Source organism: Neobacillus bataviensis LMG 21833 (assembly GCF_000307875.1).
Lineage (GTDB): Bacteria > Bacillota > Bacilli > Bacillales > Cytobacillaceae > Neobacillus > Neobacillus bataviensis.
The window spans coordinates 70,916-78,826 of sequence record NZ_AJLS01000038.1 but is presented as its reverse complement, the minus strand read 5'-3'; the positions used below and the strand labels follow the sequence as shown (position 1 = coordinate 78,826).

Genomic DNA, 7,911 nt, shown 5'->3' with positions numbered 1-7,911 from the left:
TCACCCGACCCCGAAGGACTATTCATATTTACCAATTATTATAACACTATTAGAATAAAATTCATACTAAATGAAAAACTTGGGATCAAAGTCCCCCACCGCTTTAGGCAGCGGGGGACTTTGACCCCAAGTGGCTTTTTGAAATGAAGCAAGAGAACAGTCCCCTGCTTCATACTTGTAGTGATTTTGCCTGCATTTGGTACATTTGGTTGTATATGCCCCCGTGGGATAGAAGTTCGTCGTGGGTGCCTTGTTCTTTGATGACGCCTCGTTCTAATACAAGAATGCGGTCGGCATTTTTAATGGTGGAAAGGCGGTGGGCAATAATAAAAGTTGTACGTCCTTTCTTTAGAACCTCCATCGCGTGCTGAATGATTTCTTCAGTCTCTGTATCAATATTTGAGGTTGCTTCATCCAAAATTAAAATCGCGGGATCAAATGCAAGTGCACGTGCAAAGGAAATAAGCTGACGCTGGCCTGAGGAAAGGGTACTGCCTTTTTCAATTACAGGCTCATCAATCCCTTTTTCAAGATTCTTGAGGACACGTTCGGCACCGACTGCATGCAATGCTTCTTCTACCTTTTTCCGTGTGATTTTCGGGTCATTCAAGCTCACATTCGATGCAATGGTTCCGGTAAATAAATAGGGATCTTGTAAGACAATCCCCATATGTTGACGAATCGTCTGTCTTGGCACATTTGTTACGTCAATCCCATCAATATAAATCTTCCCCTTCGATGGATCATAGAAACGGAACAATAGATTCATAATCGAACTTTTTCCAGAACCCGTGTGTCCTACAAGTGCCACCGTTTCACCGCGATTCGCTTCAAACGATAAATTTTTCAACACATATTCGTTTTCTTTATAGGCAAAAGACACATCTTCGAATAGGACATGCCCATCGTACCGCGGCATCATTTCTTCTGATACGTTTTCACCGGTGGTATCCAAGACCTCAAACACCCTTTGCCCGGCAATGAGTGAGCGTTCTAGCTGCGAAAACTGATTGACCACATTCGTTATCGGATTAAATAATCTCGTTAAGTAATCAACAAATGCATAAAGAGTACCCGAAGACACGATTTCCGCTGTCGTTAACGATTGTGTTCCAAAATAAAGAATGAAAATCGTAAACAGGATGAGACGCAACGAATTCACTAAGTTAAAGGACGTGGCTGAATCTAAAAACAATAATTTCCGCTGATAGGCATAATGCTCTTCATTCATCTCATCAAATTCCTTCGTCATTTGCTTTTCACGGCGAAAGGCTTGAATAATCGTCATCCCTTGAATGGATTCATTGATCATCGCATTAATATCGGCAATTTTTGTGCGAATCACCCCATTGTATTGCGCTGCATATTTTCGATATAAAATCATCCAAAAATAGATAATTGGCATCATGATTAAGGCAATCAGTGCCATTTTCCAATTTAAAATAAACAAGGCGATATAGACACCCGCTATTGAAATAAAACTTGTTGCAAAGTTAGAAAGTACCTGCACATATAAATTTCGTAATGCTTCGGTATCATTTGTGACACGGGCAACAATTTTCCCTGCCGGCAATTGGTCAAAATACTGGATGGGCAATGTTTGAATATGCCCAAATACGTCTTGACGTAACCTTTGGACAACACGGTTAGCTCCCATTTGCAAATAGATATACATAAAGTAACGGAAAATCGCTGTTGCTACGGCTAAGATAAAATATAAACACAGCAGCCAAGCAATCGGCGTGATATCAATTTTTCCAATGGTCATATGTTCATCGATAATATATTTTGCAATGAATGGGCCTGCAAGTTCCGTAAATACCGCGATCGTTAAGAATAATAACCCCAGAAAAATCGTCCGCTTAAAATACATGGCGTATTTCGTTAATCGTTTACTCGTACTCATGCCCCGCCCCCCTCTAGCTGTTGACGGTCAAATTGTTCTTTATACCAGCCATTTTTTCTAATAAGCTCCTCATGCGTTCCTTGCTCGGTAATTTGCCCCTCATCTAGCACGATAATTTGATCTGCGTGCTGCACTCCAGATAAACGATGGGTAGTAATGATGGTTGTTTTCCCACTTCGTTCATTCTGAATGTTTTGCAGTATACGGGTCTCCGTTTTTGCATCGACCGCTGATAAGGAATCATCAAGGATTAATATCTCCGGATCCTTAATAAGCGCACGGGCAATCGACACCCGCTGTTTTTGTCCGCCTGATAAAGAAACCCCTTTTTCTCCAACAAGTGTTTCAAGCCCCATCGGTAGGTTCTCTAAATCCTTTTTAAAATAGGCAAGGTGAATGGCTTCCTGTAATTCAGCATCCGTTGCCTCTTCTTTCCCAAATAAGATATTTTCCCGAATCGTCCGTGAAAATAACACATGATCCTGTGGTACATACCCGATCCAATCCAAAATCTGTTCTTTTGTTTGCGAGGCGATATCGACTCCGGCAATGCTTAATTGACCTTCATCAAGTGGATATTCCCGCAGTAACTGCCTTAAAAAGGTTGTTTTTCCTGCACCCGTTTTGCCAACAATCCCAAGTGTCTCCCCCTTTTTAAGCGACAAAGAGATTTGCTGTAAATTTTTCACCTGGCTCGTCGGGTATTGAAACATCAAGTCATCAAACCCAATCGCACTCGGTGTCTTAATGGCAACAGGTTCAAAAGTATTTTGTACATCGGGTTCATACTCAAGGGTTTCTTTAACCCGATCAAGAGATGCATTTCCTTGCTGCATGACATTGATTAATTCACCAATCGCGAAGATAGGCCAAACAGCAATCCCTAAGTAGACATTAAAGGTGACGAGCTGACCGACAGTCATTTCACCATTAGACACAAGAAATGCTCCATACCCTAGTGCAACCACATAGCTAATACCTGTTCCGACTTTTGTAATCGGCCCGAATAGGGCATTAATTTTCGCTGTATCCATATTTTTTTCGTATACTTCTTCGCTCATGTCAGCAAAATTCATTTCGTCCTTTTTCTCCTGCACATAGGCTCGAATGACCCGGACACCGGCAACAGATTCTAAAACACTATCATTCAGTTCTCCAAATGAGTCCTGTGCCTTCATATATCTCTCATGCACAAGCTTGCCCAGATACTGAATTATCACAGCCATAATCGGCACTGGCAGCATGGCAAAAAACGTTAATTTCCAAGAAATCATAAACCCCATTGCACAAATAATCGCACCCATATATAACGTGGAATCAATGAGCGTCATAATCCCAAATCCCGCTGTAATCGAAACGGCGTTCAAATCATTTGTCGCACGTGCCATTAAGTCACCCGTACGATTCCTTTCATAAAAGGTTGGCGTCATTTTTAAAAATTGCAGCATTAATTTACGGCGCATTATTTTTTCAAGATTAATAGCCCCTTCAAATAAACGATATTGCCAAACAAAATTTAAAAAATAACCAAGAATAATAATCGCAACGAAAATAAGTATATATTGACCCAATATCGCTTTTGTCATTTTACTCGCTGTTAAAACATCAATTACAGAGCCAAGTAAATACGGTGGAACTACTTCCAGCACACTGGCTACTATTAATAAGATAACGGCAATGGCGTATTGCTTCCGATACTGTTTAAAAAACCAGCTCAACTTTCCTAAAACATCAAACATGTATCAAACCCACTTTCCCCTACATTCTGTAAACCATCACTACCCACAATCTAGCCATTCCTCTTTGAAAATCAATCCTTTTTGTTTGTACCACATCGTCCTCTGCTCCTTTTACATTAAATTCACCAAAAAAATTCCAGAAACAAAAAAAAGCATACCCTAAAAAGAGCATGCATCTTTAGGAAAGGAATAGAAAATGTTTCCATACCTTTCATCACGTTCGGAATTCACTAAATGACAGAAAACAGGTATGGATAATATATGAAATTATCAAGTACGTTGACGACAGTAAGATCTCGCATTATCCATTCCTCCTTCATAAAATATTTGGTGTTCTTGAAGATTACCATTTTTTTCATAGTATTGTCAACAGTCAGAAAAATCACTCGAAACAAAAGGGCGGCTCCAGCATCGGAACCGCCCCCTGTATTTCCTTATTTGTTTTCCAATTGCTTGTATTGCTCCATAATCCCTTGAAAGAGTTCCGATACCGGTTCGAATTGTGTAAATTTTTGAATCGCCGCTTCAACACCTTGTTCCTTGATGACAGTTTGCACTTGGACGGCTTCCCCATCCCCTTGAAAATCATACAACAGAGCTGCAGCAATTCCCTTCAATAGATACTCTGGCTGTTTTCCAGTCACCTCAACATATTGTCTTGCGGGACTGACAAGGCGGTCATTCGGCCCGAGCTTACGAATTGGTGAACGGCCTACCCTTGTGACTTCATCAACAATATAAGCATTTGAAAAACGGCCGATGATCTTTTGAATGTACTTATTATGTTCCTCTTCATTAAAGCCATATTTCCCTACTAAAAATTCGCCGCTTTCCTTAAGGGAACCTTCAACCAGGTCACGAATTTTCTGATTCTCCATTGCCTGGTTAATCGTCTCCATCCCGAAATAATAACCAAAGTAAGCAGCGAGCGCATGTCCCGTATTGACCGTAAATAGCTTCCGTTCAATATATGGAACCAATTCTTGAACATAGGTGATCCCCTTAACAGGCGGTTTTTTACCGATAATCTTCGGCTCCTCTACCACCCACTCATAAAACGGCTCGACCTTCACCATGAGTTTATCTTCATTCACTTGATTCGGCACAATTCGATCCACCGCGGAATCCGGAAAGCCAAAGCGCCCTTCAAATTGCGCTTTTTCATCTGCTGTTAATTTTTCAAAAATCTTCTCTTTTAAGAGTGAACTGCCGCCAATCATATTTTCACAAGCGATAATATTAAGGGGCTTGTCGGTTTGTTCCACACGTTTACGCAGACCGTCTGCAATCAAACCAGCAATCAGCGGCAGAATATTCGGCCCGATAGCAGTCGTTACTAAATCGGCTTCCGCAATGGCTGCCATTACTTGCTCCGGATTTGATGCGTTATTGATGGCTCTTACATTTTTAATCGTGACCTCTTCCTGGGCCGGTTCTGCAAGCACCACTCGATATTCCTTCTTTTCATTAAGTAAACGGACAATCTCATCATTTACATCGACAAAACAAGTTTCATAACCGGAATGGTATAATAAATTTCCAATAAAACCACGACCAATATTTCCTGCTCCAAAGTGTACGGCTAACATTTAGTTCACCTCTTCAAAAATGGATAAAATCTCATCGGCAGATTTTGCAGAAACAAGCTTCTCAATATTTTCTTCCTCTGAACATACAATGGCAATCTTCGAAAGAATGTCTAAGTGTTCATTATCTTTACCGGCAATTCCAATTAACAGCTTGACGATGTTTCCCGCACCAAAATCCACGCCTTGTGGAACCTGAACGAAAGAAATGCCTGATTCCTTCACAAACGACTTTGAATCCTCGGTACCATGTGGAATTGCTACAAAATTCCCCATATAGGTAGAGGTTAATTGTTCCCTTTCAAGCATTTTTTCAATATAGTTTGCGTCAACATAGCCCTTTTCAACCAGGATACTTCCTGTTAATTTAATCGCTTCTTCCTTGGAGGCAACTGCGGCATTTAATAGAATATTTTCTTTTGCTAAAATTGATTTTGTCATGATTAAACACTCCTTAATTCTTTTAACTTCTCATTGAAAAATTGATCTAACCTTGCTGTAAGCAATCCGATGATTCTATCATAATCATGAGACTGGAAAACAGTTGTATTTTCTTCATTTTCAATTAACAATGTGCTTATAAAACTCAACACTTCTAATACTTTTTCTGATGTATTTGCTGGTGATAACAGTAATACTAATACGATCATTTCCATATCGTTTTCATCCATGCCAGCAACGGTTAATGGTGTTTGCAGAACGGTAAGATTAAAGCATGGCTCGACCACATGTGACGAACGCGTATGATATAAGGCCATCCCCGTTTCAGGAATGCCAATTCCCCCGAGTTTTTCCCGTTCAAGGATTTTCTGAACAACCGTCTCCACATTGTCAATTTTTTGATCGTGATAGAGCCTTAGGCATACTTGGGATAAGATTTCATCTATTGTTTTATGCCCGCTTTGTTTGTTTACTTCGAACCCCTTAAGAATTGTGGCAATCGTTCCGGCAAAGTCGCGGATATGCTGCATTTCCTCCATTAACCTGACAGAACTCTTGTTGTTAACATTAAGCGGGATCGCAATAGGAAGCTGCTTTTCGGAATTGTTCACGATCTTATATTCATTGATAAAGGAGCGAATCTTTTCAATCTCATCTTTATTTAAAAAGGGATTGACCACAATATATTCTGCCTCGTAATCAGGAATTGGAATGGTGGATAGCACTAACTGATACTGATCTTTGTTCATTTTTTTAAATTCCATGACGGATACATTTTGTATAGCTTTTAGCTCAGGGAACTCTCTTTGCAATCTTGTTGCCAGCATCTTAGATGTGCCAATTCCACTTGAACAAACCACAAGCGTTCTAAAGTTAACAAGCTCTCGGTTCCCCATAATCGCAGCACCAAAATGCATCACAAGATAACCCGTTTCCTCATCTGGTACATAAAAATGATGAAAAACCCGTGTAGCCGCCTGTTTAACAATGGAGAACAAATCAGCATAATCTCGTTCTATTTTATCTAACAAAGGGTTGCTTATCCCCATTTTTTGCTTCATCCGATAAATAGCCGGCTTTAAATGTGTGACAAGCCCTTCAAATAAGGAATGATTTGCCGATAAATCCATCCCTGTTAATTCACTGACATGTTCAATTAGTTTTTTTGTTTTAACTGCAACCTCTAGGCTTGTTTCTTCATTTAAATATTCATTATCATGTCTTACCTTCGCACCCTTTAAGTGCATCGTAATGTAGGCAACTTCTGCCTCCGGTATGTTAATAGTAAAAATCTGCTCTAATTGAGTAACAATTTGTTCAGCAAATTTATATTCCTTCGTTTCCTTTTGGTCTTCCAAATAGGTTTGGTTAATGGTAATCCCTTCGCCCTTTTGGATTCGTTCCACGGCCAGTGCTACATGAACGACTAATCCAATATAGGCACTATCGGCCATTGAAAACGGTAATTCTTGAACAATGGCATTGACTATTTTTTCAACAATGACGAGCTTTTTCTTCTCAACAAGTCCCATCAATCTTTCAGAGATGGAATGAATCTGCTGCGCTCCGCGCTTTTGAATATTTTCTCGTGTTAACGAAAGAATTTCAGATTCATCCAGATATTCTGAGATTAAATTGCTCATCGCCCTTCGTTTAGAGCTTTCATCCCCGGCAATTTCAACCCCATAGCCTCTTCTTCGAATCAGTGCTAAGCCAATGGTTTGTAATCTCTCCTCTAGCTTTGTTAAATCAGCACTTACCGTGGCAATCGTGACATTTAAGTCGTTGGCAAGACCAAGTAGTTTGACTGGTTCATTGGTTTCTAAAAGCTCACATAGAATAATCGTTTGCCGTTCTTCCGGTGTGTATTCTGTATGAGAAAGATTAAATAAATAGAGTTCAAGTTCCTGTATTTTGTTCGTGTCACCAGTGATTTGGACACCAACCCCTGACTTCTTTTGCAATGACAGATTATATTCCACTAGAATATCTTCTACATTTTTCAAGTCGCGGTGGATTGTTCTTGCACTTACACCAATTTGATCTGCAAGGTCTTTTACGGTCGTTTCATCCGTATTCTTTAATAAGATTTCAAGGATTTGCCTTTCTCTTGCGGAAATATACATATTTCACACTCCTTAAAGTTGACCGTCAGCCTCCAATCTTATGTTGTTGCCAAAATTAAATTTTTATACTGACAATATCATTTTATTCCCGTCAATTCCTTAACACAACTAAA

The 7,911-nt window shown here is 39.9% G+C and carries 5 protein-coding genes; all 5 read right to left on the bottom strand.

All coding sequences use genetic code 11. The features are described 5' to 3' along the window. Nucleotides 1-169 precede the first annotated feature (169 nt). The 5 genes from BABA_RS05420 to BABA_RS05400 all read right to left on the bottom strand — a co-directional run bounded on the left by BABA_RS05420 (nucleotide 170) and on the right by BABA_RS05400 (nucleotide 7,798). The gene (locus BABA_RS05420; protein WP_007084132.1) at nucleotides 170-1,906 is read right to left on the bottom strand and encodes an ABC transporter ATP-binding protein; all 1,737 of its coding nucleotides are present in this window, start codon (nucleotides 1,904-1,906) and stop codon (nucleotides 170-172) included. Then, complete coding sequence (locus tag BABA_RS05415; RefSeq protein WP_007084131.1) at nucleotides 1,903-3,645, bottom strand: ABC transporter ATP-binding protein; 1,743 nt, start codon at nucleotides 3,643-3,645, stop codon at nucleotides 1,903-1,905. The genes BABA_RS05420 and BABA_RS05415 overlap by 4 nt, the downstream gene beginning before the upstream one ends. Nucleotides 3,646-4,079: 434 nt before the next feature. Next, a complete protein-coding gene (locus BABA_RS05410) occupies nucleotides 4,080-5,234 on the bottom strand; it encodes a mannitol-1-phosphate 5-dehydrogenase (protein WP_007084130.1) in 1,155 nt (384 codons plus the stop codon). Next, complete coding sequence (locus BABA_RS05405; protein ID WP_007084129.1) at nucleotides 5,235-5,672, bottom strand: PTS mannitol transporter subunit IIA; 438 nt, start codon at nucleotides 5,670-5,672, stop codon at nucleotides 5,235-5,237. Between the two features lie 2 nt (nucleotides 5,673-5,674). After that, nucleotides 5,675-7,798, bottom strand: a complete 2,124-nt coding sequence (locus BABA_RS05400; protein WP_007084128.1) for a BglG family transcription antiterminator — start codon at nucleotides 7,796-7,798, stop codon at nucleotides 5,675-5,677. Between the last annotated feature and the right edge of the window lie 113 nt (nucleotides 7,799-7,911).